The sequence below is a fragment of the Actinomadura sp. SCN-SB genome (assembly GCF_043906805.1).
Lineage (GTDB): Bacteria > Actinomycetota > Actinomycetes > Streptosporangiales > Streptosporangiaceae > Spirillospora.
The window spans coordinates 18,979-44,907 of sequence record NZ_JBIMPP010000049.1 but is presented as its reverse complement, the minus strand read 5'-3'; the positions used below and the strand labels follow the sequence as shown (position 1 = coordinate 44,907).

Here is a 25,929-nt window from a genome sequence, read left to right as displayed (position 1 = left end):
CGGGCGCCCGGAGCTACGCGTAGGAGTGCAGCCCGGAGAACATGTAGTTCACGCCGAAGAAGTTGAACAGCAGCGCGGCGAAGGCGATCAGCGACAGGACCGCGGCCCGGCGTCCCTTCCACCCGGCCGTGGCGCGGGCGTGCAGGTACGCCGCGTACGCCACCCAGGTGACGAACGACCAGATCTCCTTGGGGTCCCAGCCCCAGTACCGGCCCCACGCGTCGTCCGCCCAGACGGCGCCCATGATGATGGCGGCCGTCCAGATCGGGAAGGCGAACATCGTGACCCGCAGGGACAGCCGGTCCAGCGCGTCGGCGCCCGGCAGCCGGTCCAGGAACGTCCCGCCGCCCGCCGCGGCCCGCGCTTCCTGGCGCGCCTTGAGCAGGTAGAGGATCGTCGTCGCGCCGCCGACCGTGAACGCCCCGGTCGCGATGATGGCCGCCGTCACATGGATCGCGATCCAGTACGAGTTGAGCGCCGGGACGAGCGGGCCGACCGAGTTGTAGAGCCAGATGTTGGCGATCCCGAGCGCGACGACCGCGGCCAGGGTGACGAACGCGCCGAGGAACCGGGCCTGGAAACGCCACAGGACGACGAGGAACGCCGTCACCGCCGCGAACGCGATGGCGGTGAGGAACTCGTACATGTTGCCCCACGGCCAGCGCTCGGCGGCCAGCCCGCGGGTCGCGATCGTGCCGAGGTGCGCGGCCCACCCGAGCACGTTCAGGACGACCGCCAGCCGCGCCCAGTCGACCTGGGTGCGCTCAAGCTCGGCGGAGCCGGAATTCGAGCCGGAATCCGAGGCGGAGGCCGCGTCGTCGTCCGCCTTCACGGCCGCGACCGGGGCGTCCGTACCGGACGTGCCCGCGCCGACGAGGACCTTGGCCTTCTCCTCGGCCTTCTCCTCGGCCTTCTCCTCCATGACCGGCGAGGCCGCCTCCGCCTTCGTACGGCGACGGCCGAAGCCCAGATCGGCGGCGTAGGAGGCCATGGCGACGATGTACAGCACCACGGTCGTCAGCATGAGCTTGTCGCTCAGGTTCGCCAGGTCGGCAGTACCCACCCTCGTCACTCCTTCGTCTCGGTCGCCGGGTCCGGCTCGGGACGCTCGTCCCGGACCACGGTGCCGCGCAGCGCGGCCACGATCTCGTCGAACTCCGGAGTCGGGTTACCGAGCGTGAGCCCCCCGGCCTCGACCACGGTACGCCCGCCCTCACCGGCCCGTGCCCGGATCCACACCCGGCGGCGCCGCACCATGAACGACGCCACGATCGCCGCGATCGCCAGCACGGCCGCGACCAGCGCGGGCACCCGCCCGGGGTCGTGGTTGACCGACAGGCTGGCCCACTCGCGCATCCCGTCGAAGGTGATCGATCCGGCGTTGCCGGGGAGCGTGAAGGTCTCCCCGGGTTCCAGCAGCTTCTGCCCGCCCTTCACCGGGTGCAGCGTCCTGCCGATGCCCTCCAGCTTGTAGACCGACTGGGGATTGCCCGTGTCCAGCCCGATGTCGCCCTTGAACGAGGAGATCGTCACCACGGGGCGTAGCGGCGCGGGGAAGCCTGAGACGATCTGCTTGCCGTTCTGGTCGGCCACGGCGGTCGGCCACAGGATGGCGTAGAAGGCCAGTTGCTCGGGTTCGGCGTCGGGGGCCTTCACCACACCTTCGGAGGTGTAGTTGCGCTGCTCCATCGGCAGGAAGGGCACCGAGTCCTGGAAGGCGATGTTCCCCTTGGCGTCCCGCACGGTGAAGACGGGCGCGTACCCGTGGTTGAGCAGGTAGACCTTCGCACCGCCCACCGAGAGCGGATGGTTGACGCGCAGGTTGTACGGTTTCTCCGGGGACGAGGGCGTCTCCCGGAACCGCAGCCTCGCCTGGTAGTCGGTCGCCTGCCCGCGCTGCGCGCCCTGGGTCTGGTACGTGGCCTTGAAGTCGTCCAGTGTCAGGGAGAACGGCGGCAGCCTGTCGGTGTCGAACCGCCGTCCGGGCGTGAACTGGTCGTAGTACGACAGGGCGTTGGCGAACGACTTCCCCTCGGTGACCACCACGTTGCCGCGGTAGCCGAACACGTTGCCCATTCCCAGCGCGAACAGCAGCGCGAGCAGGGCCAGGTGGAAGACCAGGTTGCCGGTCTCGCCCAAGTACCCCTTCTCCGCGGACACCGCGCCGCTGTCGATCCGGGGGGACGACCCCCCGGACCCCCCGGAAGAGTCGCGTGACCGCCCTCCGGGCGCTCGGGCGGTCGCGCTCACGTCCACCCGGAACCGGCGCTTGCGCAGCACCTTCCGCGCCTCCGCCAGCACCGCCTCCGGTTCGGCGTCGGTCTCGAACGACGCGGACTGCGGCAGCCGCAGCAGGTTGCGCGGCGCCGCGGGCGGACGGGCGCGCATCGCCTTGTAGTGCTGGAACGCCCGCGGGATCACGCAGCCGGCCAGCGACACGAACAGCAGGATGTAGATCGCCGCGAACCAGGGCGCGGCGAACACGTCGAACAGCGACAGCCGGTCGAACCAGGGCGCCAGCGTGGCGTGCTTCTCGAAGTACTCGGCGACCCTCTCCGGCGCCTGCCCGCGCTGCGGCAGCACCGAACCGGGGACGGCGCCCAGCGCCACCAGGAACAGCAGGATCAGCGCCGTCCGCATCGTGGTGAGCTGGCGCCAGCCCCAGCGCAGCCACCCGGCGGGACCGAACCCGCGCGGCCTGGTCGCCTCGGGTGCCTCACCGGGCGCGCGCCGTTCGGCGGGCGCGCCCGTCGCGGCGGCCTCCGTGTCGGAGTCCGTGCCGGCCTGCGTGTCGGCCTGCATGGCGGCCTCAGTGCCGGCCTTGATGGCGGCCTCGGTCTCGGCCCTGGTGTCAGGCGTGGTCGTCTTCGCCACTCACATCACCGTCTCGAAGCCGCCGATCCACGACTTCAGCTCGATGGTCAGATCGCCCCACAGCCCGGTCACCAGCAGCACGCCGAGCGCGACGAGCATGCCCCCGCCGACCCGCATCACCACCGCGTAACGCCGCTTCACCGCGCCGAACGCGCCGAGCGCCCGCCGGTACGCCAGCGCCGTCAGCACGAACGGCAGGCCCAGGCCCGCGCAGTACGCCAGCGACAATAGCGCCCCGCGGCCCGCGCTCGCCTCGCTGAACGCCAGGGCCTGCACCGCGGCCAGCGTGGGCCCGATACAGGGCGTCCAGCCGAGCCCGAACAGGACGCCCAGCAGCGGCGCGCCCGCCATCCCGGCCGCCGGCAGCCGTCCCGGCTTGAGCGTCCGTTGCAGGCCCGGGACCAATCCCATGAACGCCAGCCCGAACACGATGGTGGCCGCGCCGAGCACCCGGGTGATGGGGTCCTGGTACTCCAGCAACCACCGTCCCAGCCCGCCGAACGCCACCCCGGCCGTCACGAACACGGCGGTGAACCCGGCGATGAACAGCGCCGCCCCCGCCAGCAGCCGCCCCCGCCGCTGCTCGGCCAGGTCGGCGCCGCTCATCCCGGTCACGTACGACAGGTAGCCGGGCACCAGCGGCAGCACGCACGGCGACACGAACGACACCACGCCCGCCAGCGCCGCCAGCGGCCCCGCCACCAGCAGCGACCCGCCCGCCACCAGCTCGGTGGTGTCCAGGGCGGTCATCGTTCTTCGAGGATCTGCGTGACGAGGGGACGCAGCTTGGAGTAGGTGGTGGCGCCGATGACACGGGCCGCGACCCGGCCCTGGCGGTCGAGGACGAGGGTGGTGGGGATCGCGTTCGGCGGGACCTCGCGGAAGGCGAGGGTCACGGCGCCGTCGGCGTCGAACAGGCTCGGATAGGTGATCTTGAAGGTGCGCTCGAAGGCCAGCGCGTTGGCCTTGGCGTCCTTGAACGCCACCCCGACGAACCGGACGTCCTCCCCCTCGCTCACCGTCTCGTCGTGGACCTGCTTCAGCGAGGGCGCCTCGCCGCGGCACGGCGCGCACCACGACGCCCAGAAGTTGACGACGGTGACCTTGTCATCGCCGTCGGGCAGCGCGAAGCGCTCGCCCTCCAGGGTGGTGCCCGAGGCCCGCACCGGGGCCTTGCGGTCGGCCGCCTTGATCACCTGGACGGAGCCGTCGCCCGCGACGAACCGGTTGCCGCCGCCCGTGCCGTCCCCGGACGCGCCGGTGCCCGCGCAGCCGGCGAGCAGAGCGCAGGCCGCGAGGCCGGCCGGCAGGGCGGACACGGCGCGCACGGTGATCGCTCGGGGGCTCAACGGGACCCTCCTACTACAAGACGTAGTACACAATCTAACGGGCGTCTCAGGCGCCCGCGACACTGGGTCCCTTCGCGATGCCGGCGGCGGGCTCCCGGTAGGTCACCTCCACCAGCCGCGTCCCCTCGAACGACAGGCTGGTCACGCTGGCCAGGCCGCATTCGCGCTTGACCGGATGGTGCCAGAGCCGCCGATGCTCGGCGTGCAGGCGCAGGATCCAGATCGGCAACTGGTGACTGACGCAGACCGCCTCGTGGCCGCGCGCCGCCTCGCGGGCCCTGATCACCGCCGCCCGCATCCGCGCGGCGATCTGCTTGTACGGCTCGCCCCAGGACGGCCGGAACGGGTTGATCAGGTACCGCCAGTGCTCGGGGCGGCGCAGCGACCCCTTGCCCACCCCGAAGGTCATGCCCTCGAAGTGGTTGTCGGCCTCCAGCAGGCCGTCGTCCACCGTCACCGTCAGGCCGAACGCCTCGGCGATGGGCGCGGCCGTCTCCACGGCGCGCTGCATCGGCGAGGAGAAGATCGCGGTGACGTCCCGCTCCGCGAACCACCGCGCCGCCGCCTTCGCCATGAGGACCCCGTCCTCGCTCAGGCGGTAACCGGGCAGCCGCCCGTACAGGACGCCGTCGGGATTATGCACCTCACCGTGCCGCAGCAGGTGAACGATCGTCTTGTCAGTCATGGCGTGGCCAGATTACCCGCGCTCCGCCCGCCTCCCGACCGGCGACCTCCACCCGGCGGGTCAGCGCGCCGCGGCGGCCTCCACGGGGGTGAGCTCGGGCGGGACGGAGGCGCGGATGGCGTCCAGGACGGCGCGGATGGCGGGACGGCGGGCGGCCTCCTCCCGCCACACCGCGTACACCCGGCGGATCAGCGGGGAGGACAACGGGACGACCGCCACGCCGTCCGGGATGTCGCAGCGGCCCATCCGCGGCAGGACGGCGTTGCCGAGCCCGGCGGCGACCAGGGAGAGCTGGGTGGCGAACTCGTAGGCCATGTGGTCGATGCGGGGTTCGGAGTCGATCGCGCGCAGGGTGCGCATCAGCCAGTCGCAGCAGATGCTGTCCGAGGACGAGCTGATCCACGGGTCGCCGGCCAGTTCCTTGAGCTCGATCTCGTCCCGACCGGCCAGGGGGTGGCCGGCGGGCAGCGCGACATCGACGACGTCGTCGCAGATCACGCCCTTCTGCAGGCCCTCCTGTATCGCCATCGGCTCGTTGTTCCAGTCCTGGGTGATGGCCATGTCGAGGTCGCCGCGCGCCACCAGCGGCATGCTCCGCAACGGGTCGTCCTCGCGGAGCAGCACCGAGAGCCCGGGGTGGTCGGCGCGCAGGCGCCCCAGCGCGGCCGGCATCAGCCCGCGGATGGCGGTGGGGAACGCGGCCAGCGTGAGCCGGCCCACCACGGCGCCGCGCTGGGCCTCCAGATCGGCCTGGGCCTGCTCGACCAGCGACAGGATGCGGTCGGCGTGCTCGACGAGCAGCAGCGCCGCGTCGGTGAGGCGGACGCCGCGCCCGTTGCGCTCCAGCAGCTTCTGCCCGGTCTCGCGTTCCAGCTTGGCCAACTGCTGCGATACCGCCGACGTGGTGACGTGGAGGACGTCGGCGGCGGCGCTGACCGAGCCGTAGGCCGCCACGGAGTGCAGGGCCCGCAGCCGTTCCAGATCCAGCATGTAAGCGATACTAAAAGGAGATCAGGACTGATGCCAGATCGCCCTAAATGATCGCCGGGCGTGCCTCAGCCGGACCGGACCGCCGCGGCGGCGCGAGCGGCGTGCGGGAGCGCGTCGACGACCCGCTCCAAGGCCGTCTCGTCGTGCGCCGCCGACAGGAACCACACCTCGTACGCCGAAGGCGGCAGGTACACGCCGCGTTCGAGGGCGGCGTGGAAGAAGGCGGCGTAGGCCGCGCCGTCCTGGCGCTGCGCGGCGGCGAAGTCCCCGACCGCCTCCCCCGTGAAGAACACCGAGAACAGGTTGCCCGCCGCCTGCACCCGGTGCGGGACGCCCTCCTTCTCCAGGGCCTCCGACGCGGCGTTCGCCACGAGCGCGGCCGAACGGTCGATCGCCTCGTACACCTCGGGCGTGGCGTTGCGCAGCGTCGCCAGCCCGGCGGCGGTGGCCAGCGGGTTCCCCGACAGCGTGCCCGCCTGGTAGACGGGACCGGCCGGCGCGAGCCGCTCCATGATCTCCGCACGGCCGCCGAAGGCCGCCGCGGGCAGCCCGCCGCCCATCACCTTGCCGAAGGTCATCAGGTCACCGGCCACGCCCTCGATCCCGTACCAGCCGGACGGCGACGCCCGGAACCCGGTGAGCACCTCGTCCACCACCAGCAGCGCGCCGTACCGCTCGCACAACGCCTTCAGCAGCCGGTTGAAGTCGGGCAGCGGCGGCACCACGCCCATGTTGCACGGCACCGCCTCGGTGATCACGCAGGCGATGTCGGTGCCGTGCTCGTCGAAGGCCGTCTCGATCGCGGCCACGTCGTTGTACGGCAGGACGAGGGTGTCGGCGGTGGTGGCGCCGGTGACGCCGGGGGTGTCCGGGAGCGCCAGCGTGGCCACGCCCGACCCGGCGGCGGCGAGCAGCGCGTCCACATGGCCGTGGTAGCACCCCGCGAACTTCACGACCTTCGTCCGGCCGGTGAAGCCGCGCGCCAGCCGGATCGCCGACATGGTCGCCTCGGTGCCGGAGTTGACCAGCCGCACCATGTCCACCGGCGCGCGGGAGGTGATCTCCTCGGCCAGCTCCACCTCGCCCGGCGTGGGCGCCCCGTAGGACGTGCCGCGCCCGGCCGCCGCCCGCACCGCCTCGACCACGGCCGGGTGGGCGTGCCCGAGGATCAGCGGCCCCCACGAGCAGACGAGGTCGACGTACTCGTTGCCGTCGGCGTCGGTGAGGTAGGGCCCTCGCCCGCCCGTCATGAACGGCGGCGTGCCGCCCACCGCGCGGAAGGCCCGCACCGGGGAGTTGACCCCGCCGGGCACCACCCGGGTCGCCCTGTCGAACAGCCGCTGGGAGACTTGCTGGGAGACTTCGAATTCGGTCACCGGCCCAGTCTCTCAGTTGCAGTTCGGCATCTGCTCGTGACCTGTACGCTAAGCGGCCGATATTCCACCGGATACACAGATACCATTGCGCCCACAGCTCAGTCTCAAGGCAACCGGTCACAAGGCATAACGGGAGCCTCTAGCGCACCCGGAACCGGCCGTATTCGAAAGGGATGGCTCGCACGTGGCTGACGGCTGGATGGTCCCTGGCTTCTCCCACGTCCAGGAGCTGGGCGCGGGTGTCACCGGCCGGGTCATGCTCGCCCTCGACGAGGTCACCCAGACCAAGGTCGCGATCAAGTATCTCGACCGGCGGCTGGACGGTGACGAGGCGTTCCTCTCGCGCTTTCGCGCGGTGGCGCGCCGCCTGTCGCAGCTTGAGGACCCGAACGTCGTGGACTTCTATGAATTCGTGGAATCCCCCGAGGGAACCGCGATCGTGATGGAACGGGTGGAGGGCCTGGGGCTGCGCCGGCTGCTGGCCTCCCAGGGCCCCACCGGGCCGCTGGCGGCGCTGGCCATGGTCAGCGGCTCGCTGCTCGGGCTGGCCGCCGCGCACGCCAAGGCGATCGCGCACGGCACGCTGCGCCCGGCGGAAATCCTGATCGACGGCGAGGGCAACTGCCGGCTGACCGACTTCGCCCTGGCCCGCTCCGGCACCGAGGCGCAGACCATCCCCGCGTACGCCGCGCCCGAGCTGTGGGACGGCGGGCCCGCCTCGGTCGCGTCCGACCTGTACGCGGTCAGCGCCGTCTTCTTCGAGTGCCTGACCGGGCATCCGCCCTACGGCGGGCGCACCCAGGCGGCGATCGCCAAGCAGCACCGCGAGGCCGCGATCCCGGTGGAGATGGTCCCCGGGCCGCTGCGCGAGCTGATCGCCCTGGGCCTGGCCAAGGACCCGAACTCGCGTCCCGAGTCGGCCGCCGATTTCCTGGGCGCGGTGGAGGACGCGGCGGTCGACGCCTACGGGCCCGCGTGGCTCGCCCAGGGACGCAGCCGCCTCACCGAGCTGGCCGAGCAGGCCGCCAGGCAGCCCGAGCCCGCGCCGGGGAAGGCACCGAAGGCGCCCAAGCCGAAGCCCGCGAAGGCGCCCAAGGCGCCCGCCGCCCGCATGGCACAGCCCGCGGCCGTCCCATCGGCATGGCCCGACCCTCCGGGGACGACCGCCACCGCCCCGAAGACGACGTCGGCGCGCCCGGACCTCTCCACGTTCCCGCCTCCCAGCGCCCCCGAGGGCGGGGGACAGCGCGGCCGTCCCTGGGTCATCGCCGCCGCGCTCGCGGTCGTGGTGATCGCCGGCAGCACGGTCGGCGCGGCGCTGTTCCTGGGCGGCGACGACAACGATTCCGTCGGCCCGACCGGCCCGGCGACCAGCGAGAGCACGCGGCCCGCGGCGCCGCCCGGCCCCGCCGACCCGGCCGCGGCGGCGCTGGCGACCCGCGTCCAGCAGGCGACCTCGCAGGCGTCCGGCGCCTCGTTCACCTACAAGCGCGCCGGGTGCTGCGGCGGCAAGGCCGCGGCCAAGGGGACGTTCAACCTGGTGAACGGCTCGTCCCCGTCCTACAGCATGAACGTCGCGGGAACGGGTGAGACGCGGCGCGCCACCCGCGCCGTCCTGGTGGGCGACGTCTCGTACATCATGGTCGGCAGGACCTGGCGTACGATCCCGGCCGGCGGCCAGTCCTCGGGTTACCCGGCCCTGGCCGCGCAGGCCCGGTCGGCCAGCGCGGTGAGCAACATCGTCGCCCTGCTGAACTCCAGCACGACGTTCAAGCGGGAAGGGCAGATCTACAAGGGCACGGCCCCGATGGACCGGCTCACCCGGCTCCCCGAGATCGGCCCGCTCTACACGCAACTGGTCAGCGTCTCAGGGGCGCAGCAGGTCTCGTTCGCCCTCAGGCTGGACCGCGCCGGACGCCCGGCGCAGCTGTGGTTCAGGGCCGCCGGTACGGAGAAGACCCGGACGCAGACGATCTCGGCCAACTACGCGAAGTGGGGCCGTGCGAAGGTCATCGCCGCTCCCCGTATCGCCGGTCAGTGACGCCGTGCGGGGACCTCAGTGGGCGGTGTGCTCGGCGGCCTCGCAGCTGTCGGACAGCACTTCGAGGAGCCGCAGCGGGTCGGGCAGCGGCCCGCCCCCGGGCTCGCGCAGCCAGGTGACCTGGCGGCCATAGGGAAGGGCGGACGGCGGGGCGAGCACGTAGCTGTCGCGGCAGTGCCACCGCATGCCCGGGGTGTCGGCGATCGTCTCCGGCGAGCAGTCCAGATGGCACGACCACCATTCGTCCTCGTCCACGGGCGCGCCCCTGGTCGCGACGAAGAACAGGGAGCGCTCACCGGCCACGGACGCGACCGGCCCGACCGGCAGGCCCTCACGGCCGATCCGCTCCAGCGCGAGCTCCCCGGCCGGCGCGGGGACGTCGAACACGTCGAAGACCCGGCCGGTCGGCAGGACGATGTTGGCGTCGGGACGTTTGCTCCACCAGCGGTCCAGCGTGGCCGTGTCGACGGTGGCCTCCAGCGCCCACGCGCCCGACAGCGGGTGCGCGGCCGGGTCGGGACAGCCGAGCCGGTCACAGGAACACGTGCGGTCGCCCGCCGCGGGCGGATGCGCTCCGGGGATCACGGGCCAGCCCAGCTCGGCGTACGCGCGCGCCGCGGCCGCCATCCGGCCACGTCCCGTCCGCTGCCGTCTACCCCCCGAGACCACCAGCATCGCGCCCCCTCATGCGTGGTTCCTTGGTATCGATGATGCCGCTGGGCCGCGAGGTGGGACACGGCGACCCCGAGGAAACGGTCCTAAGTGACTAGACCGGGGTGATCACCGGCAACCGATCACACCGGACCGCGGGCCGTCCGGGCCTCAGCCCCGCAGGACGCGCGCCACCTCGGCCGCGTAGTACGTCAAGATGATGTCGGCGCCCGCCCGCCGGATCGCGGTCAGCGACTCCATGACCGTCCGCTCCCGGTCCAGCCAGCCGTTGGCCGCCGCCGCTTCGATCATCGAGTACTCGCCGCTGACCTGGTACGCCGCCACCGGCACCTGGACGGTGTCACGGACCCTCCGCACGACGTCCAGGTAGGGCCCGGCGGGCTTGACCATGACCACGTCCGCGCCCTCGTCGAGGTCGAGCAGCACCTCGCGCAGCGCCTCGTCCGCGTTGGCCGGGTCCTGCTGGTGGGACGAGCGGTCGCCGAACCGGGGCGCGCACTCGGCCGCGTCCCGGAACGGGCCGTAGAAGGCGGAGGCGTACTTGGCGGAGTACGCCATGATCGCCACGTCCGGGTGGCCGGCCTCGTCCAGCGCGGTGCGGATCGCGCCGACCTGGCCGTCCATCATCCCGCTCGGCGCGACCACGGCCACGCCCGCCTCGGCCTGCGCGACCGCGATCGAGGCGTACCGCTCCAGCGTCGCGTCGTTGTCGATCTCGCCGGACGGGGTGAGGATCCCGCAGTGCCCGTGGTCGGTGAACTCGTCCAGGCACAGATCCGTCATGATCACGGTGCTGTCGCCCAGGTCGGACACCAGGTCGCGGACCGCCGCCTGGACGATCCCGGCCGGGTCGTCGGCCGCCGAGCCGACGCCGTCCTTGGCCGCGGGGATGCCGAACAGGATGATCCCACCGACGCCCGCCTCGGCCGCGTCGTGCGCCGCCTTGCGCAGGCTCTCCCGGGTGTGCTGGTACACGCCGGGCATGGACGCGATCGGCTGGGGCTCGGCGACGCCCTCCTTGACGAACATCGGGAGGATCAGGTCGGCGGGAGCGAGCCGGGTCTCGGCGACCAGGCGCCGCAGCGCGGGTGTGCGGCGCAGCCGGCGGGGCCGCGCCACGGGAAACCGGGCAGTCATGCGTCCTCTCTCGTTGCTGGGCCGCCGTGGCTCACCCGCCAGGGCGGATCACCTGCGGCGGCGGGCGCCCCGGCGCATCTGGCTCGGCTTGCGCAGCGGGTCGCCGTTCTCGATCTGCGTGGCCCTCCGCCTGGCACCGTACTCCGCCAGCGCCTCGGCGAGCGCCGACACCGACGGTTTCTCCGACAGCACATCGACCCGCAGCCCGTATTCCTCGGCCGTCTTCGCGGTCTGCGGGCCGATGCAGGCGATCACCGTGACGTTGTGCGGCTTGCCGGCGATCCCGATCAGGTTCTTGACCGTGGAGGACGAGGTGAACAGCACCGCGTCGAACCCGCCGCCCTTGATCGCCTCGCGGATCGGCGCGGGCGGCGGCGCGGCCCGCACCGTCCGGTACGCGGTCACGTCCTCGCACTCCCAGCCGAGGTCGGTCAGCCCGGCGATGAGGGTGTCGGTGGCGATGTCGGCGCGCGGCAGCAGGATCCGGTTGATCGGGTCCAGGTCCTCGTCGTAGGGCGGCCAGACCTCCAGCAGGCCCTCACTGGACTGCTGCCCGGTCGGCACCAGGTCGGGCTGCACGCCGAACTCCACCAGCGCCCGGGACGTCTGCTCGCCCACGGCCGCGACCTTGAGCCCGGCGAACGCGCGGGCGTCCAGGCCGTAGTCGGAGAACTTCTCCCGGACCGCCCGCACGGCGTTGGTGGAGGTGAAGACCACCCACTCGTACCGTCCGGTGACCAGGCCCTTCACGGCACGTTCCATCTGCTGCGGGGTGCGCGGCGGCTCCACCGAGATGGTAGGGACCTCCTCGGGCACGGCGCCGTACTCGCGCAGCTGCTCCGACAGCGACGCGGCCTGCTCCTTGGTGCGCGGCACCAGCACCCGCCAGCCGAACAGCGGCTTGGTCTCGAACCAGGCCAGCCGGTCCCGCCAGGTCACCACGTCCCCGACGATGATCAGCGCCGGGGCCTCCATGCCCTTGGTGTCCGCGGCGAGCCGATGCAGCGTGGAGACCACCGTCTCCTGCTCGGTGGTGGTGCCCAGGGTGGTCATCGCGGCGGGCGTGGTGTCGGGACGGCCCGCCGCGATCAGGCCCTTGGCGACCTCGGCGACGCTGTTCTCCGCGCCCAGGACGACCAGGGTGGCGTCCGGCGAGGAGAACCGGTCCCAGTCGACGCCGCCCTCCCCGGCGTCCACGATCCGGACCTCGCGGTGGTCGGCGTCGGTCAGCGGGATGCCCGCGTACCCGGGCACCCCGGTCACCGCGGACACGCCCGGGATCACCTGGAACGGGACGCCGGCCTTCTCCAGCTCACCGCCCTCGCCCGCGAGGTCGCAGGCCAGCCCGGGGTCGCCGCGGAACAGCCGGACGACGTACCGGCCGGCCTTCGCCGCCCGCACGGCGCGTTCGAGGTGCCCGCCCTCGGCGGTGTCGACGATCTCCGCGTCCTCGCGGCAGTGCGCCAGGATCTCCTGCGGGCACCCGGCCCGCTCGACGATGACCAGGTCGGCCTTCCGCAGCGCCTCGGCGGCGCGCAACGTCAGCAGCCCGGGGTCCCCCGGGCCCATGCCGACCAGCGCGACGCCCGGGAACTCCCGTGACACCGGCTTGGCCGGCAGCGGCTTGGGCGCGGCGTGCTTAGCGGAGCTCTGCTTAGCGGGGCTCAATCTCGCTCCCCCATCAACTGATCGGCACCCAGGGCGAGCAGGTCGGCGGCGAGCCCCCGCCCGATCCGCTCCGCGTCGCCGGGGTGGCCGCTTGCGGACAGCCTGATCTGCCGGGCGCCGTCGTGAGCGACGACGGCGGCCGTCAGGTGCAGCTGCTGTTCTTCCCGGCCGTGGTCCTGGACGGCGGCGTAGGCGCCCACGGGCGCCGAGCAGCCCGCCTCCAGCACGGCGAGTACGGTGCGCTCCGCGGTGACGGCCGCCCTGGTGGCGGGGTCGTCCACCGTGGCCAGCAGCTCGCGGAGGTCGGCCCGGTCGCTGCGGCACTCCAGGGCCAGCGATCCCTGGCCGGGCGCGGGCAGCATCTGGTCGGGCTCGAAGATCTCGGCGACGTCGTCCATCCGGCCGATCCGGCACAGGCCCGCGTACGCGAGCACCACCGCGTCGAGCTCACCACTGCTGACCTTGCGCAGCCGGGTGTCGGCGTTGCCGCGGATCGGCACCACCTCCAAATCGGAGCGCAACGCCTTCAGCTGCGCCACGCGGCGCGGCGAGCCGGTGCCGACCCGGGCGGCGCGCGGCAGGTCGGCCAGCTTCGGGAGACCGCCCGGGGGGTTGTGGGGCGACGGCAAGGGCGCGGAGCACAGCGCGTCGCGCGGGTCGTCGCGGCGCGGCGTCGCGACCAGCGTGATGCCCTCGGCCGGTCCGGTGGGGAGGTCCTTGAGCGAATGGACCGCGAAGTCGATGTCGCCGGAGAGCAGACGGTCGCGCAGCGCGCTGACGAACACGCCGGTGCCGCCCATCTGGGCGAGGTGCGCCTTGGAGACGTCGCCCTCGGTCGTGATCCCGACCAGCTCGACGGCCCGTCCGGTGAGGCGGGTCAGGGCGTCGGCGACGCCCTGCGACTGCGTGGTCGCCATGAGGCTCTTGCGCGTCCCCAGCTTGAGCGCGGTCACCGCGCCTCCCTGTTCACGTCGGCCGTCCCCTTCCGGGACGACGGCCCGGCGGCTTCGCTGTGGATGTCGGCGCGCTGGACGGCCTCGGGGGCCTTCGGGTCGAGGTCGAAGAGCTCGCGGAGGGCCTCGGCGTAGGTGTCGCCGCCCGGGGCGGAGGCCAGCTCCTTGACCCGGACGGTCGGCGCGTGCAGCAGCTTGTCGACGACGCGCCGCACGGTCTGGGCGATCTCCTTGCGCGCCCGCTCGTCCAGCTCCGGCAGCCGCCCGCTCAACCGGGCCAGCTCGGCGTCCACGACCTCGGCGGCCTTGCTGCGCAGCGCCACCACGGTCGGGGCGACCGACGCGGCGCGGGCCGCGTCCAGGAACGCCGCCACCTCGTCCATGACGATCCGGCGGACGGCCTCGACCGCCTCCGGCCCGATCGCGTCCGCCGCCTCCTGCGCGGTGCGCAGGTCGTCCAGGCCCGCCAGCTCGACACCGGGAAGGGTGCGGACGGTCGGGTCGATGTCGTGCGGCAGCGCGAGGTCGAGGAAGAAGCGGCGCCGCCCGTCCTCGCCCACGCCCCGGGCCGCGAGCTGCTCGGCGGTCAGCACGAGCCCGCTCGCCCCGGTGCAGGAGACGATCAGGTCGGCGTCGGCCAGCTCGGCGTCCACCGTCCACAGCTCCACGGCGCGGGCGGGCACGGACGCCGACTCGGCCAGCCGGACGGCGCGGTCATAGGTGCGGTTGGCCACGACGATCTCGCGGGCACCGGCCCGGGACAACGTCGCCACGGCCAGCCCGCTCATCGACCCGGCCCCGACGACCAGCGCGCGGACCCGGTCGAGCGGCCCCAGATGCGCGGCGGCCACGTCCAGGCCGACGGAGACCAGCGAGGCCCCCGCCTTGTCGATGCCGGTCTCGTGGTGGGCGCGCTTGCCGACCCGCAGGGCGTGCTGCAGGACGTCGTGCAGCTCGCGGCCGAGCGTGCCGCGCTCCTGCGCCAGCCGGAACGCCTGCCGGAGCTGCCCGAGGATCTGCCCCTCCCCGACGACCATCGACTCCAGCCCGCACGCCACCGAGAACGCGTGCTGGACGGCGCGGTCCTCGTAGTGGACGTAGAGATGGCGGGCGAGGTCGTCGAGCGGGATGCCCGAATGCCGCGACAGCAGGTCGGAGATGGCCGACACACCGCCGTGGAACTTGTCGACGACCGCGTACACCTCGACCCGGTTGCAGGTCGAGACGATCGCGGCCTCGCCCACATGGACCCCGTCGTGCACCTCGTGCAGCAGCTTGACCAGGTCGTCCCCGGTGACCGCCGCGCGCTCCAGCATCGCCACCGGGGCGCTGCGATGGCTCAGTCCCACGACCAACACGCTCATGATCCGCTCCCGCCGCCGCCACTCACCTCTGCACAGCCTCCACGTACTGCGTCGTCCCCGGCGGGCCTTCCCCGGACCGCGGGTCGTAGTCGCCGGGTCCACCGGCCTTGCGCTGCTCGTGGAACGCCAGGATCTGCAGCTCGATGGACAGATCGACCTTGCGCACGTCCACGCCGTCGGGCACCGACAGGACCACCGGCGCGAAGTTGAGCACGCTGGTGACCCCCGCCGCGACCACCCGGTCACAGACCCCCTGCGCCGCCGCGGCGGGCGTGGCGATCACGGCGATCGACACGCCCCGCTCGGCGATCAGGTCCTCCAGCCGGTCGATGTGCTCCACCGTCATCCCGGAGATCTCCTGGCCGACGATCGCGTCGTCGGCGTCCAGCAGGCCCGCCACGCGGAAGCCGCGGGAGGCGAACCCCCCATAGCCTGCCAGTGCCCGGCCCAGGTTACCTACCCCGATGATGGCGACTACCCAATCTTGGGTGAGTCCCAGCTCACGGGATATCTGGTACACGAGGTACTCGACCTCGTAGCCGACCCCGCGGGTGCCGTACGAGCCGAGATGGGACAGGTCCTTGCGGAGCTTGGCGGAGTTGACCCCGGCGGCCGACGCCAGTTCCTCGGAGGAGACGGTGGCCACCCCACGCTCCTGCAGGCTGTGCAGGGCGCGCAGGTAGACCGGCAGCCGCGCGACGGTGGCCTCGGGGATGCCACGGTCGGCGCGATCGCGGTTGCGGTTCTGTCGAGGTGTCACGGCCTGCTCTTCGGGGGCTCGACGCTGGGCACTTCGGGGCGGGGCCCGGGAACCCCTCGCCCCGGTCGCGCGCGATCGGGGTCGTCCGGCCTCGGTCGTGGCCTCCAGGGCTGCCTCTCAGATTAGCCTTTGTGAATAGACGCACAAAGTCGGCCCCCCATGAACGGATTGGGCGCCGCTCGGGCCCGATCGGACGAAACCCCGCTGACCTGGGGCTTCGTGGCGTTTGACAAGGCATGGAGAGCGGCTCGGCGGGCGCGCCGATGTGACGGACAAGACATGGCGAATACCCGCGGAATTACCGGACGCGGCCGAGCAATTCCCCGATCGCCGCCCGCAGCCTGGACTCGTCCACCCGCCAGAAGTCGTGCTGCACCCCGTTGATCAGCGTGACGGGGATCTGCTCCCAGTAGCGCCGGGTGTCCTCCTCGGACCGGGTGATGTCCCGCTCCTCCCAGCGCACACCCAGGTCCGCCGTGACCCGCTCGATCACCGCGCGGGCGTCCTCGCACAGGTGGCAGCCCGGCTTGCCGTACAGGGTGATCAGCACCTCGTCCGGGCTCAGCGTCCGGCTCATCGTCCCGGGCTCACGGGGTTGACCGCCGGGGGCAGCTTGGCCGATCCCAGCTTGAGCTCGATGACGTTGGTGGCCAGCACGTGCGTCCGCGACTCGGCCAGGAACCGGCGCAGGTACGGCTGGCGCTGGTGCGCGGCGAACGCGGCCTGGTCGCGGAACAGCTGGTAGAAGATCCGCTGGGTGGGCGCGTTCACCACCTCGTGGCAGGTGAAGATCAGCGTGTCCGGCTCGCTGGTGCGGGCGGCCTGCACCAGCTCCTCGGCCTGCCGGTCGAACGCCTCCTCGCGCCCGTCCAGCAGGGTGTAGACGGTGATCTGGCCGCACGCGGAGGACAGGTCGGCCCCTCCCGGAACGCCCGGCACGCCGGGCACGGCGCCCGGCGGCGAAGGCTCGGGGATCATGGCCCTGAGGTCGTCGTTGACGGTCGCCGCCGCGGGCTCGGCGAGGGGCGGCAGCGGCTCCTCGTCCGGATCGGGGAAACGCAGCTCCCCTCGCCTGCTCCTTCTCCTCCCCTGGGCCGGCGGTGGCGCCGCGTAGGACTGCCGGCCCTGGTCGGCGTAGGGCTGCTCCTCGTACCCCGTCGCGGGCGCGTCGCCATAGCGGCCGTCGTCGTAGCGATCCTCGTCGTAACCGGCGTCCTCGTCGTACACCGGGATCGTGCGCATCGCCCCGTACCAGACCAGCCCGGCGGCGCCGCCCAGCGCGATCACCGCGAGCGGGCCCGGCAGGAACCCGCGGGTGCCGCTCACCACCAGCACCCCGGCCAGCGCCACCAGCGCGATCGGGATCAGCAGCTCGCCGGCCTCCCGGTCGCGCCGTCCCGCCAGCAGCGCGGTCACCGCCAGGCAGGCCACCAGCGCGATCACGGCGACCACATGGGCGCCGTCGATCAGCAGCAGCGGCAGCGCGTCATAGGTCTTGCCCGGCTTGGGCAGCGACTTGGTGAACGTGCCCCTGGTCGGGTCCACCAGGAGGATCACCACCGCCACCACACTGTAGGAGACGGCGTAGAGCCAGGCGCCGAACCGCACCTGGACGGGGCGGGCGATCAGCTCGATCATGCCGAGCGCCAGCCACATCGGCCCGAGCAGCGCCGCGCCCATCTCCATGACCCGGAAGAACAGGCCATTGAAGCCGAGAAGGAAGCCCAGCGCCATCGAGATCAGCGCCAGCGACAGGCCCACCTGGGTCACCGACCACGCGATCAGGTAGAGCAGCCGCTCCTTGGAAGCGCGCTTCAGCAGCAACCCGGTGGCCGCCACGCAGCCGAGGGTCGCGATCAGCGCGAGAAGAGCTGAGACCATGGCGCCCCCCATGGTGCCCGATCCACCGCCCATCCCGGTAACCGTGTTCACGCGTGCGCGAGCCGCGTTCGCCGGGGGCTTCCCGATCGCCCGCGGCCCCGCGCTGGGAAAGCGACCATTGCCCGGCGTACCCGCGAGTATTTACAGTGGCAACGCACGCCGGAGGTCGCGCCGTTCCGAGGAGGACTGCATGAGCAGCCTGGCCCTCGACGCCCAAGTGGCGGTGCCCTCCCCGGCGCTTCCGCAGCCCTTGCAACGCGCGCTCCCCAGGAACCTGGGCCTGGGCCTCGGGCGCCGCCGCGCCGACGCGCACGAGGACGCGCTGAGGGAACTGGTGCTGCGCGCCCGTGACGGCGACGCCGAGGCGTTCGGCGGCCTCTACGACCACTACGTGGACCTCGTCTACCGGTACGTCTACTACCGCGTCGGCTCCCATCCGCTCACCGAGGACCTGACCAGTGAGACGTTCCTGCGCGCGCTGCGCCGCATGCCCTCGTTCAGCTGGCAGGGCAAGGACTTCGGCGCGTGGCTGGTGACGATCGCCCGCAACCTGGTCGCCGACCACTTCAAGTCCGGCCGGTACCGGCTGGAGATCTGCACGGACGAGCTGCTGGAGGGCGGCCGGGCGGAGGAGGGGCCCGAGCGGGTGGTGCTCGACGCGATGACCCACCGCGCCCTGCTGGAGGCCGTCCGGCGCCTGGGGTCCGAGCAGCAGGAGTGCGTGGTCCTGCGGTTCCTGCACGGCCTGTCGGTCGCCGAGACCGCGCTGATCATGGGCAAGAAGGCGGGTGCCATCAAGGCGCTGCAGTACCGGGCGGTGCGCTCGCTTGGCCGGATGTTGCCACCCGACCTCATGAGTGTGTGAGAATCTCAAGAAATCCGACACGGCTTCGGCCGTAACCCCGCGTGCCCACCGTCGTTTTGGGGGGCAACCGCATTCCTAGTGGGGGGCTGCCATGAGGATGAAGCGGAGCAAGGTCGCCGGGGGCGTGAGCACGCTGGAGCGGCTCCGGGTGCGCGGCGCCGGGCCCGATCCCGGCTTCCGCGCCGATCTGCGCGAACGGCTGCTGGCGGCGGCCGTGGCGAACCGGGTGGGGGCGCACGAGCCGGGACGGGCGCGGGGAACCGCCGACCCGGTCGACTGGTCACCCGCCGACTAGGCTGCGGGGCATGCGGCGTTTCTGGCAGCGGGACAAGGACGAGGATCACAAGAGCGCGGGTGAGGCCGCCGCCGCGGCGGCGGCGGAACCCGTCCCGATGCCGGAGCCCGACCCCACGGCCGCCGCGTTCTTCGACGTGGACAACACGATGATGCGCGGCGCCTCGATCTACTACTTCGCCCGCGGCCTCGCCGCCCGCAAGCTGTTCACCATGCGCGACCTGGCCATGTTCGCCTGGGGCCAGGCCGCGTTCCGGGTGCGCGGCGAAGAGAACGCCGAGCACATCCACAGCGCCCGCGAGGCCGCGCTCGCGTTCGTCGCCGGGCAGCGGGTGGACGACCTCGTCCGGCTGAGCGAGGAGATCTACGACGACGTGATGGCCGACCGGATCTGGCACGGCACCCGGTCGCTCGCGCTCCAGCACCTGGAGGCGGGCCAGCAGGTGTGGCTGGTCACCGCCACCCCGGTGGAGGTCGCCCGCACCATCGCCCGCCGTCTCGGCCTCACCGGCGCCCTCGGCACGGTCGCCGAGGCCCGCGACGGCGTCTACACCGGACGCCTGGTCGGCAACCTGCTGCACGGCCCCGCCAAGGCCGAGGCGGTACGGGCGCTGGCACAGCGCGAGGGCCTGGATCTGAGCCGCTGCTCGGCGTACAGCGACTCGGCCAACGACCTGCCGATGCTGACCGCCGTCGGCCACCCCCACGCCGTCAATCCGGACTCGGCCCTGCGCGACCACGCCAAGGAGCACGGCTGGCCCATCCACGACTTCCGCACCGGGCGCAAGGTCACCATGGTGGCGCTTCCCGTCGCCGCCGGCGCCGGCGCCCTGGCGGGCGGCGTCGCCGCGGGCGTGGCGCTCCGCAAGCACTACCGCACCTAGGACGACAGCGGCGCACCCCCCGACAGGAGGTGCGCCACACGTTCACTCCTCACCCGGAGAAGTACTCGCTCGCCGCCTTCCCCATGGAGGCCGGGTCGGCCTGGCCGTGCGCCTGGCCTTCCAACCATTGGAGGCGGGCGTCGGGAAGCCGGTCGGCGACCGCCTGGGCGGCGGTGCGCATCCGCTCGGTGCTGGCCGAGCCCGCCAGCACCAGCGTCGGGACGGCCACCGTGGACAGCCGCTCCGGAACCGGGCCGCCGCCTACCACGGCGGCCTCATAGGCGAGGGTGTGCGCGACGGCCTCCATCTGTGGCCAGAACGGCTGGCCCTTCATGCCCGCCACCGCCTCCGGCGGCATCTCGGCGCCCTTGGTGAGGAACAGCTCCACCGCGTCGCCGCGCCGTCCCTGCTCGACCAGCGCGCCCAGTTCCTCGGCGGAAGGGAGCGAGCGGCCGGGGTCGGTGACGTACGGGGGCTCGAACACGGCCAGCTTGGTGATCGGGACGCCCGCGGCCGCCGCCTCCAGCGCCAGCGCGCCGCCGGAGGAGCCGCCGAACACCATCGCCTCGCCGCCGGCGGCCTCCACCAGGGCCGCCAGGTCCTCGATCTCCCGCTGGACGGCGTAGGGCGCGGTGTCGCCGCTGTCGCCACGGCCGCGCCGGTCGTAGTTGTAGACGGTGTGGTCGGTGGCGAGCGCTTCGACGATGCCGGTCATGATGGGGTCCTGGCGGGTGGAGAACGCGCCCTGGACGACGATGACCGCGGGTCCCGCGCCGATGCGCTCGTAGGCGATGGACGTGCCGTCCGCCGACGTCACCGTGTGGTAACGGGGGCGGTAGGTGAGCACCATGACCCCGTCGTCACCGACCGGCCGGGCCTCCACCAGCCGCAGCGCCGTCTCCGGGGCGCCCTCCTCGAACAGCCGCCGCCCCCTCCCGAGCAGGATCGGGTAGACCATCAGCCGGTACTCGTCCACCAGGCCACGCCGGGCCAGCGCCCGCACCAGCCTGGCGCTGCCGTTGACCAGGATGTCCCCGCCGGGCCGCCGCTTCAGCTCGGCCACGTCGTCCAGCGAGATCACGGTCGTGTTGTTCCACTTCGGGTCCTTCAGCGTGCCGGACACGACGTACTTGGGCATCGCGTTCATCGCGTCGGCGAACTCCCCGGTCCGCGACGGCCAGGCGTCGGCGAAGCCCTCGTAGGTCGTGCGGCCCAGCAGCAGCGCGCCCGCCGACGTGACCTCCTCGGACTTGACCGCGTGGCCCTCGTCGCCGCGGTCGAACCGGAACGCCCAGCCCCAATCGCCGGGCCCCTCCATGACGCCGTCCAGGGTCATGAACTCCGAGACGATGATCTTCCTCATGTGTCCTTCCCTTTCCTGCGTGTCCCGCCGGAGACCGAACGGCGGCGAGAAGGTCAGGGCGCGCGGGACCGAGGCCGCGGTGAGGGCATGGGCCAGGTTCCATGGCGCGCCGACCGTCCCGGACTCCCCCGTGGGACACGGTCGAGCATCAGGACCATGCCGGTGTTCACGGTGAGGCCGGCCCAATGCCGGGCACGACCGGCCATCACGGCGGCGGGGAGTGGGCACCATCACCAGCAAGGCTGTCCCGGCCATGGAGGTTAGCAGCCCCAGGACCAGCCGCTTCACGGCGACATAACGGTCGCCGTGGTCAGGGCGGGGCCTCCACGAGGCTTCGGTGGGCTGGCATGATCGGCACACCGAGACGGAGGTGCGCAGATGAACGATGCGATGTGGGCCGGGACGGTCGGCATCACCGGGGGCGGCGGCGCCGAGCTGGAGGCGTACCTGGCGCGGCCCCTCGGCGACGCTCCGCGCGGCGGGGTCGTGGTGATCCACCACCTGCCCGGGTACGACGCCGCGACCAAGGAGATCACCCGCAGGTTCGCCGCGCACGGGTACGCGGCGGTCTGCCCGAACCTGTACTCGCGCGAGGGCGCCGACGTGAGCCCGGACGACCAGGCCGCCGCGGTCCGCGCGAGGGGCGGGGTCCCGGACGAGCAGGTGGTCGCGGACGTGGCCGGCGCCGCCGAGTACCTCAACTCGCTCGACCACGCCAACGGGAGGATCGGCACGATCGGGTACTGCTCGGGCGGGCGGCAGAGCTTCCTGATCGCGTGCTCGCTGCGGATCGACGCCGCCGTGGACTGCTACGGCGCCTTCGTCTACAACGAGTCACCGCCGGACTCGCCGGTCAAGGGGCTCTCGCTGGTGCCGAAGATGCCGGACCTGTCGTGCCCGGTGCTCGGCCTGTTCGGGGACGAGGACCGGTTCCCGTCGCCGGACGAGGTCGCGGCACTGGACGCCGAGCTGAACCGGCTGGGCAAGGAGCACGAGTTCCACAGCTACCCGGACGCCGGGCACGCGTTCTTCGCCACCGACCGGCCGTCGTACCGGCCCAAGGCCGCCGTGGACGGCTGGAAGAAGATCTTCGACTTCTTCGGCCGGCACCTGACCGCCGCCTGAGGAGGGCGCCATGTGCACTTACCAGACCCAGCGAGTGGAGCTCGACGGCGCCGCCAAGGGGGCGGCGGGCTGGTTCACGGTGACGGCCGGGGCGGTCTATGTCGACCATCCCTTCCACGCCTGCCACGAGCACACGGTGAACATCGACTTCACCAACCCGTCCGAGGGCCCGTCGGCACGGACCGCGGTCGAGCTCACCGAGGAATCCGCGCTGGCCCTGATAGAGGCGATCCAGCAGGCCCTCGCGGCGGCGCCCCCCGGCCTCGCCTCCGCCACCGGGACGTCCGCCTGACCGGTGCGCCGCGTGCCGAGGCCGCCCGCTACGGCGCGCTCGGACATGCCCTCCCCCTCGGTCAGCACGTCGAGCACGAGCCGTTCCACAGGCTCGAAGACCGTGAAGGTGGCCGTCTCGCTGTAGGCGTCGCCGGCCGGGCGGGCCGAACCGCAGCCGGTAGCCGCCGCCCTCGCGGGCGCCGACCTCACAGGCCCCCACGAGCCAGTCGGTGTCGGGGCAGGCCCAGCGCCGCAGCAGATCAGCGTATGTCCAGGCGGACCAGACGCGCTCGGGCGGCACGGGCTAGGTGCGGTCGAGGTCGAACGACAGGAGCGAAGTGGCGGTCGGCGACGAGGGCGTCGTCCCGCAGCCGGCACTCGCGCACCCGGCCGCGTTTGACGGTCGTCACCAGGCCCGTCTCTTCGAGCACGCGGACGTGCTTGAGCACGGCGGGCAGCGTGAGCGTCGTCGGCGCCGCGAGATCGCGACGACGCCCCTGTCAACCGTCCGAGGGACCGCGCCCGGCGAGTGCCCGAGCCGTACAGAGGGTCAGAAGAAGGCGGGGCCCCGGCGCAGCAGCGTGTCGTAGAGCATCTGCTGGACGACCTCGCGCACATGGTCGGTGATCTCGAAGACCGTCATCGGGTCGTCGGCGGCGCTCGCGTCGTGGTCCTCCAGCGGCATCGGCTCACCGAACCGGATCATCCACTTCGACGGCAGCGGGATCAGCCCGGCCGGGCCGAGCAGCGGGAACGTCGGCGTGATCGGGAAGTAGGGCAGGCCGAGCAGCCGGGCCAGCGGGCGCAGGTCGGCGATCTTGGGATAGATCTCCTCGGCTCCGACGATCGCGCACGGGATGATGGGGACGTCCGCGCGCAGCGCCGTCCCGACGAAGCCGCCACGGCCGAAGCGCTGAAGGCGGTAGCGCTCGCTGAACGGCTTCCCCACGCCCTTGAAGCCCTCCGGGAAGACCCCCACCAGCTCGCCCTTGCTCAGCAGGCGCCTCGCGTCCGCCTGGCAGGCCAGGGTGTGCCCGGCCTTGCGGGACAGGTGGCCGAGCAGCGGCACCTGGTAGATCAGGTCGGCGCCGAGCAGCCGCAGGTCGCGGTGCAGATGGTCGTGGACGGCGACCGACAGCATGATCCCGTCCATGGGGACCGTCCCGGAGTGGTTGGCGACGATCAGCGCCCCGCCCTCCGCGGGCAGGTTCTCCAGGCCGGACAGCTCCACGCGGAACCAGCGCTCGTACAGCGCGCGGGCCGCCGGGAGCAGGAACGTGCGGTTGAACTCGGGGTCGAAGCCGAACTCGTCCACCTCGTACTCGCCCGCCAGCCGGCGGCGCAGAAAGGCCAGGCCCGAGGCGAGCCCGCGTTCCAGGGGTTCCAGCGGCGAGCGCCCCGGCTCCCGTTGGTCGCGCTCCCGCTCGTCGCGCGCCTTCTCGTGGCACGTCTTCTCATCGCGCGCCTTCTCGTCGCGCTCTCGCTTGAGCGGGATCACCTTGGCGCCCGCGTCGAAGCGATCTTCGTTGTGGGCGTTCATCAGGTGCCTCCGTCAGCCGCGGTGCAGTGCGTCGGTGAGCCGGTCGATGAGCTGGAGCGGCCTCCCGGGGCCGAGTCCCTGGGACGAGACGAAGTCGGCCAGGGCCGCCTCGGTTCCGTACTTGGGACGCCAGGACAGTTCCGACACCAGCCGCCCGGTGTCCACCACCCGGCCGTAGGTCAGCCAGCGCAGCAGCTCGGGAGAGAAGCCCGACATCCCGGCGAAGCGGCGCCCCAGGTCCCCGACCACCGACATGGACCGGGACGGCAGCGGCAGCTGCGACCGCCCGGCCCGCCGCAGCACCTGCGACAGCAGCATCACGCCGTCGCCGGCGACGTTGTAGCAGCCGGGGTGGTCCTCCACCGTCATCCTGCGCAGCACCTCGGTCCCGTCGTCCTCGTGCAGGAACTGCAGCCGGGGATCGAAGCCCAGCACGGTCGGGACGACGGGCATGCGCAGGTAGCGCGTCAGCGGCGAGTCCACACCGGGGCCGAGCAGGTTCGCGAAGCGCAGCACCGAGACCACCAGGTCGGAACGACGCCGCTGCAACCCGCGCACGTACCCCTCGACCTCGACCGCGTCCTTGGCGTACCCGGACGTGGGCGGCTCCACCGGCTCGTCCTCCTCCGTGAACACCGCCGGGTCCATGGGGGACGACCCGTACACGGCGGCCGAGGACCGCACGACGAGCTTGCGCACGTCCGGGGAGCGCTGGCAGGCCGCCAGTAGCTGCATGGTCCCGATGACGTTGACTTCCTTCACCTTGGACCGCGGCGCGGAGGGCGAGGTCACCAGGTTCAGGTGGATCACGGTGTCCACCCGGGCCGAAGCGATCACCTTGGCGATGCTCGGCCTGCGGATGTCCACGCGCACGAACTCGGTGCGTCCGAGCGGCGCCGTGGGCGGGACGGTGTCCACGCCGATGACGCGCTCGATGCCCGGGTCCGCCTGGAGGGCGGTCGCGACCCGGGCCCCGATGAGCCGGGACACGCCCGTGACGAGCACGACACGGGCCGCGGTCGAGGGCATGGACGACACTGTGCGCTCCACCCCTTACGGGTGAGTGGCCAGGACGTTTACTTCTTGTTGCGGCGCTGGATGCGCGTCTTCTTCAGAAGCTTGCGGTGCTTCTTCTTGGCCATCCGCTTGCGGCGCTTCTTGATGACAGAGCCCACTAGACCTCGCTAGGTGAATCGGGTGACGACGGGATTCGCCCGGCGAGGGGTCACGCACCACTACGCACGGGCCGAGGCCCAAGCGTACCGCCCAAGTTTGCACGCGCGAGCAGCGCTCCTCACCTATCGGGGAGCGCGATCGCGACGACGCCCGAGGTCCGCTCGGGCTGAAGCACCGGCACAGGTCCGTCCGCACCTGGACCGTCCGGGTCCGGCCTGCGGCGCGCAGGCCCCCTTTCCGGTGCCCAGGTCGCCTACGGCATCGGCGATGCCCCGGCTCCCCGGACACCGGACCCGGCTGCCTGATGGCCGCCGACCGGTCGTCGTCCCTCGGTTCCTGGCTGCCGGCGAGGTCATGGGTCATGGCCTCGCCTTACCCCGCTATCCGGCTTCGATGAAGGCTTCGCGCAGATAGTCGTGGACGGCCTGCTCGGGAACCCGGAACGAGCGCCCCACGCGGATGGCGGGAAGCTCGCCCGAGTGGACGAGACGGTAGACGGTCATCTTGGACACCCGCATCACCGAGGCCACTTCGGCCACGGTCAGGAACCTGACCTCGCTCAGAGGTCGCTCGCCTGAGCTCATCGGACGCCCTCTTCCACACGTGCCGCGCACCGGCCCTTTGGGTGACTTTGATCACGCACGTGTTCTTCCCCCAGC

General features: G+C 72.5%; 27 protein-coding genes and 1 pseudogene. 6 read left to right on the top strand and 22 right to left on the bottom strand.

The features are described from left to right. Positions 1–13 precede the first annotated feature (13 nt). The 7 genes from ccsB to hemL form a co-directional block, all read right to left on the bottom strand. Positions 14–1,063 carry a c-type cytochrome biogenesis protein CcsB gene (ccsB, locus tag ACGWYJ_RS27025; RefSeq protein WP_395109131.1) on the bottom strand — a complete coding sequence of 350 codons (1,050 nt, stop codon included), beginning with the start codon at positions 1,061–1,063 and terminating at the stop codon, positions 14–16. A gap of 5 nt (positions 1,064–1,068) precedes the next feature. Beyond that, positions 1,069–2,874 carry a cytochrome c biogenesis protein ResB gene (locus tag ACGWYJ_RS27020; RefSeq protein ID WP_395109130.1) on the bottom strand — a complete coding sequence of 602 codons (1,806 nt, stop codon included), beginning with the start codon at positions 2,872–2,874 and terminating at the stop codon, positions 1,069–1,071. Further along, positions 2,875–3,624, bottom strand: a complete 750-nt coding sequence (locus ACGWYJ_RS27015; protein WP_395109129.1) for a cytochrome c biogenesis CcdA family protein — start codon at positions 3,622–3,624, stop codon at positions 2,875–2,877. It lies immediately after the preceding gene. Next, the gene (locus ACGWYJ_RS27010; protein WP_395109128.1) at positions 3,621–4,223 is read right to left on the bottom strand and encodes a TlpA family protein disulfide reductase; all 603 of its coding nucleotides are present in this window, start codon (positions 4,221–4,223) and stop codon (positions 3,621–3,623) included. The genes ACGWYJ_RS27015 and ACGWYJ_RS27010 overlap by 4 nt, the downstream gene beginning before the upstream one ends. A gap of 46 nt (positions 4,224–4,269) precedes the next feature. Next, entirely contained in the window at positions 4,270–4,908 is a 639-nt protein-coding gene (locus ACGWYJ_RS27005; protein ID WP_395109127.1) for a histidine phosphatase family protein, read from the bottom strand. A 60-nt stretch (positions 4,909–4,968) separates the two neighbouring features. Continuing rightward, the gene (locus ACGWYJ_RS27000) at positions 4,969–5,898 is read right to left on the bottom strand and encodes a LysR substrate-binding domain-containing protein (RefSeq protein WP_395109126.1); all 930 of its coding nucleotides are present in this window, start codon (positions 5,896–5,898) and stop codon (positions 4,969–4,971) included. 65 nt (positions 5,899–5,963) lie between these two features. Further along, on the bottom strand, positions 5,964–7,274 hold the full coding sequence (gene hemL / locus ACGWYJ_RS26995; protein WP_395109125.1) for a glutamate-1-semialdehyde 2,1-aminomutase: 1,311 nt from the start codon (positions 7,272–7,274) through the stop codon (positions 5,964–5,966). A gap of 184 nt (positions 7,275–7,458) precedes the next feature. Here hemL and ACGWYJ_RS26990 point away from each other — a divergent pair, with 184 nt between their 5' ends. Next, positions 7,459–9,315 (top strand): serine/threonine-protein kinase, encoded by a 1,857-nt coding sequence (locus ACGWYJ_RS26990; RefSeq protein WP_395109124.1) that lies wholly within the window; start codon positions 7,459–7,461, stop codon positions 9,313–9,315. 15 nt (positions 9,316–9,330) lie between these two features. Here ACGWYJ_RS26990 and ACGWYJ_RS26985 read toward each other — a convergent pair whose 3' ends face one another. From ACGWYJ_RS26985 to ACGWYJ_RS26950, 8 genes are all read right to left on the bottom strand, one after another. Further along, complete coding sequence (locus ACGWYJ_RS26985) at positions 9,331–9,990, bottom strand: bifunctional DNA primase/polymerase (protein ID WP_395109123.1); 660 nt, start codon at positions 9,988–9,990, stop codon at positions 9,331–9,333. A gap of 147 nt (positions 9,991–10,137) precedes the next feature. Continuing rightward, positions 10,138–11,124 carry a porphobilinogen synthase gene (gene hemB, locus ACGWYJ_RS26980; RefSeq protein ID WP_395109122.1) on the bottom strand — a complete coding sequence of 329 codons (987 nt, stop codon included), beginning with the start codon at positions 11,122–11,124 and terminating at the stop codon, positions 10,138–10,140. Positions 11,125–11,172: 48 nt separating this feature from the next. Next, entirely contained in the window at positions 11,173–12,792 is a 1,620-nt protein-coding gene (locus ACGWYJ_RS26975) for a uroporphyrinogen-III synthase (RefSeq protein WP_395109121.1), read from the bottom strand. Continuing rightward, positions 12,789–13,709, bottom strand: coding sequence for a hydroxymethylbilane synthase (hemC, locus tag ACGWYJ_RS26970; protein ID WP_395109152.1), 921 nt, complete (start codon positions 13,707–13,709; stop codon positions 12,789–12,791). Before hemC ends, ACGWYJ_RS26975 begins: the two co-directional genes overlap by 4 nt. A gap of 32 nt (positions 13,710–13,741) precedes the next feature. Further along, positions 13,742–15,109 carry a glutamyl-tRNA reductase gene (locus ACGWYJ_RS26965; RefSeq protein WP_395109120.1) on the bottom strand — a complete coding sequence of 456 codons (1,368 nt, stop codon included), beginning with the start codon at positions 15,107–15,109 and terminating at the stop codon, positions 13,742–13,744. A gap of 22 nt (positions 15,110–15,131) precedes the next feature. Beyond that, positions 15,132–15,869 (bottom strand): redox-sensing transcriptional repressor Rex, encoded by a 738-nt coding sequence (locus tag ACGWYJ_RS26960; protein WP_395109118.1) that lies wholly within the window; start codon positions 15,867–15,869, stop codon positions 15,132–15,134. Between the two features lie 298 nt (positions 15,870–16,167). Beyond that, positions 16,168–16,446, bottom strand: coding sequence for a glutaredoxin family protein (locus ACGWYJ_RS26955; RefSeq protein ID WP_395109117.1), 279 nt, complete (start codon positions 16,444–16,446; stop codon positions 16,168–16,170). Further along, entirely contained in the window at positions 16,443–17,750 is a 1,308-nt protein-coding gene (locus ACGWYJ_RS26950; protein WP_395109116.1) for an antibiotic biosynthesis monooxygenase, read from the bottom strand. The genes ACGWYJ_RS26955 and ACGWYJ_RS26950 overlap by 4 nt, the downstream gene beginning before the upstream one ends. A 190-nt stretch (positions 17,751–17,940) precedes the next feature. Between ACGWYJ_RS26950 and ACGWYJ_RS26945 the strand changes: the two genes are divergently transcribed. The 3 genes from ACGWYJ_RS26945 to ACGWYJ_RS26935 all read left to right on the top strand — a co-directional run bounded on the left by ACGWYJ_RS26945 (position 17,941) and on the right by ACGWYJ_RS26935 (position 19,793). Next, the gene (locus ACGWYJ_RS26945) at positions 17,941–18,615 is read left to right on the top strand and encodes a sigma-70 family RNA polymerase sigma factor (protein WP_395109115.1); all 675 of its coding nucleotides are present in this window, start codon (positions 17,941–17,943) and stop codon (positions 18,613–18,615) included. 91 nt (positions 18,616–18,706) lie between these two features. After that, a complete protein-coding gene (locus ACGWYJ_RS26940) occupies positions 18,707–18,910 on the top strand; it encodes a hypothetical protein (RefSeq protein ID WP_395109114.1) in 204 nt (67 codons plus the stop codon). A gap of 10 nt (positions 18,911–18,920) precedes the next feature. Beyond that, entirely contained in the window at positions 18,921–19,793 is an 873-nt protein-coding gene (locus ACGWYJ_RS26935) for an HAD family hydrolase (protein WP_395109113.1), read from the top strand. Positions 19,794–19,842: 49 nt separating this feature from the next. On the opposite strand, the gene ACGWYJ_RS26930 is transcribed toward ACGWYJ_RS26935, so the two are convergent. Further along, on the bottom strand, positions 19,843–21,156 hold the full coding sequence (locus tag ACGWYJ_RS26930; protein ID WP_395109112.1) for an alpha/beta fold hydrolase: 1,314 nt from the start codon (positions 21,154–21,156) through the stop codon (positions 19,843–19,845). Positions 21,157–21,534: 378 nt separating this feature from the next. On the opposite strand from ACGWYJ_RS26930, the gene ACGWYJ_RS26925 reads away from it, so the two are divergent. Together ACGWYJ_RS26925 and ACGWYJ_RS26920 are read left to right on the top strand one after the other, a co-directional pair. Continuing rightward, positions 21,535–22,281 carry a dienelactone hydrolase family protein gene (locus ACGWYJ_RS26925; protein ID WP_395109111.1) on the top strand — a complete coding sequence of 249 codons (747 nt, stop codon included), beginning with the start codon at positions 21,535–21,537 and terminating at the stop codon, positions 22,279–22,281. A 10-nt stretch (positions 22,282–22,291) separates the two neighbouring features. Beyond that, on the top strand, positions 22,292–22,573 hold the full coding sequence (locus ACGWYJ_RS26920; protein WP_395109110.1) for a DUF6295 family protein: 282 nt from the start codon (positions 22,292–22,294) through the stop codon (positions 22,571–22,573). Positions 22,574–22,765: 192 nt separating this feature from the next. Here ACGWYJ_RS26920 and ACGWYJ_RS26915 read toward each other — a convergent pair. The 6 genes and pseudogenes from ACGWYJ_RS26915 to ACGWYJ_RS26890 all read right to left on the bottom strand — a co-directional run. Continuing rightward, positions 22,766–22,855, bottom strand: a pseudogene (locus ACGWYJ_RS26915) (SRPBCC domain-containing protein); the annotation flags it as partial. Further along, entirely contained in the window at positions 22,815–23,003 is a 189-nt protein-coding gene (locus tag ACGWYJ_RS26910) for a hypothetical protein (RefSeq protein WP_395109109.1), read from the bottom strand. The pseudogene ACGWYJ_RS26915 and the gene ACGWYJ_RS26910, both read right to left, overlap by 41 nt. A 101-nt stretch (positions 23,004–23,104) precedes the next feature. Beyond that, a complete protein-coding gene (locus ACGWYJ_RS26905) occupies positions 23,105–24,094 on the bottom strand; it encodes a lysophospholipid acyltransferase family protein (protein ID WP_395109108.1) in 990 nt (329 codons plus the stop codon). A 12-nt stretch (positions 24,095–24,106) separates the two neighbouring features. After that, a complete protein-coding gene (locus ACGWYJ_RS26900) occupies positions 24,107–25,123 on the bottom strand; it encodes an NAD-dependent epimerase/dehydratase family protein (protein ID WP_395109107.1) in 1,017 nt (338 codons plus the stop codon). Between the two features lie 47 nt (positions 25,124–25,170). Then, positions 25,171–25,269 (bottom strand): 30S ribosomal protein bS22, encoded by a 99-nt coding sequence (locus ACGWYJ_RS26895; RefSeq protein ID WP_018654693.1) that lies wholly within the window; start codon positions 25,267–25,269, stop codon positions 25,171–25,173. 381 nt (positions 25,270–25,650) lie between these two features. Beyond that, entirely contained in the window at positions 25,651–25,854 is a 204-nt protein-coding gene (locus tag ACGWYJ_RS26890; protein ID WP_197009276.1) for a helix-turn-helix domain-containing protein, read from the bottom strand. Between the last annotated feature and the right edge of the window lie 75 nt (positions 25,855–25,929).